Annotated in this window: 3 protein-coding genes; 1 reads left to right on the forward strand and 2 read right to left on the reverse strand. The window is 72.2% G+C overall.

Annotated elements, in window-relative coordinates:
• The coding region (locus tag SSNG_RS03125; protein ID WP_128636848.1) for a GNAT family N-acetyltransferase at positions 1–278 on the forward strand (278 nt) is incomplete at its 5' end.
• Here SSNG_RS03125 and SSNG_RS03130 read toward each other — a convergent pair.
• Both SSNG_RS03130 and SSNG_RS03135 read right to left on the reverse strand, forming a co-directional pair.
• Positions 239–754 carry a nitroreductase family deazaflavin-dependent oxidoreductase gene (locus tag SSNG_RS03130; RefSeq protein WP_007262341.1) on the reverse strand — a complete coding sequence of 172 codons (516 nt, stop codon included), beginning with the start codon at positions 752–754 and terminating at the stop codon, positions 239–241. The two genes, SSNG_RS03125 and SSNG_RS03130, sit on opposite strands and share 40 nt — an antisense overlap.
• 139 nt (positions 755–893) lie before the next feature.
• Positions 894–1,469, reverse strand: coding sequence for an XRE family transcriptional regulator (locus SSNG_RS03135; protein WP_007262342.1), 576 nt, complete (start codon positions 1,467–1,469; stop codon positions 894–896).
• Between the last annotated feature and the right edge of the window lie 102 nt (positions 1,470–1,571).

Genomic DNA, 1,571 nt, shown 5'->3' on the forward strand with positions numbered 1-1,571 from the left:
CCGTCGCGGGCACGGCCGTCGTCAGCCGGAGGGGCGCGCCCGGCGCGCGCGGGCACGGCATCGGCGCCCTGGTGAGGGCGCGGGCCGTGCACGCGGCGCGGGAGCTCGGGCTGCACCCGGTGCTCGACGTGGTGGCCTCCGACACCGCGGCCGCCGCGCTGTACGAGCGCCTCGGCTGGATCCCGCTGGCGACCGTCGAGCAGCGCTGGGCGCCGGACCGGCTGGTTTCCGTACGCTGTTACGCGGCGCCGCAGGACGCCCCCGTGCGCGGCGCCTGACTTTCCGTCAGCTCGTACCGCGGCTTTTTTTTCGGGTGGTCGGGTTCGAGCACGAAGACGGGGATCACGCGGTCGGTCTTCTCCTGGTACTCGGCGTACGGCGGGTACGCGGCGACCGCGCGCCGCCACCACCGGGCCTTCTCGTCCCCGGCGATCTCACGCGCCGTCATGACCCGCCGTTCGGGGCCGTCCTGGAGGTCGACCCGCGGGTGGGCCTTGAGGTTGAAGTACCAGACCGGGTGGCGCGGGAAGCCGGCCTTGGAGGCCACCGCCGCGTAGCGCCCCTCGTGCTCCACGCGCATCAGCGGGATCTTGCGGATCCTGCCGCTCTTCGCGCCGCGCATCGTGACGATGACGACGGGCAGGCCGGTGTCCCAGAGCGTCGTGCCCCGCGTGCCGCCAGAACTCTCGTACAGCTCCACCTGTTCGCGCACCCACCGCGCCGGGCTCGGATCGTATTCGCCCTCAAGAGGCATCGTGTCCACCCCACTGCCGTGTACGGACCGTGTGGGGACATTCCAGCACAAGCCTTACACGGAAGGGGAGACCGCCGTTCCGGTCCAGAGTCACGGAGTCCCGCTCCGGATTCCCCGACCGCGGACTACGGACCGCGGACTACGGACTGGCGATGACGAGCAGGGTGCGCGCGGCCGCCGTGCCGCCGTCGGCCAGTACGCAGCGGTGCGGCAGGTCGCCCCGGTGGTGGGCGCTCTGGCCGGCGGTCAGCAACAGGGGTTCCTCGCCCCGCACTTCGAGGACGACCGACCCTTCCAGCACGTAGAGGAAGTCCTCGCCGGGATGCTCGAACCAGCCGCGCTCGCCCTGTCCCGGCTCGAAGTGGTGCTCGTAGGCCTCCATCAGCGCGCTGCGCCCGCCCGGGATGAGCACCCGGGCCACCTGCCCGGCGGCCTCGCTGACGCGGATCACCTGCGGGTCGCTCTCGTGGCTGACCACGCCCGGCCGGCCCGGCGGCCGCAGGAAGGTCCCGGGGGCCACGTCGAGGGCCTCGGCGATCCGGTAGATCGAGCTGAGGCTGGGGGTGGCCAGTCCGCGTTCGAGCTGGCTGAGGAAGGGCTGCGAGAGGCCCGAGCGGGCGGCCAGCACGGCCATGGAGACCCGGCGCGCCGTGCGGCACTCGCGGATCGCGCGGCCGACCTCTATGGCTTCGGGGGTGGGTTCGGGACGGGACACGCTGGTGAACGTACCCCATGGGTTTCCGGCGGCCGGGTGGGCCCGGGAGGTTTCGTACTGCTGCAACACCCTGTTCATAAGCGTCGTCAATTTATTGACCTC

This window comes from Streptomyces sp. C, assembly GCF_000158895.1.
Lineage (GTDB): Bacteria > Actinomycetota > Actinomycetes > Streptomycetales > Streptomycetaceae > Streptomyces > Streptomyces racemochromogenes.

Coding starts and splice junctions, on each gene's coding strand:
- SSNG_RS03130 (WP_007262341.1), bottom strand. CDS start 754: ATGCCTCTTGAGGGCGAATACGATCCGAGCCCGGCGCGGTGGGTGCGC.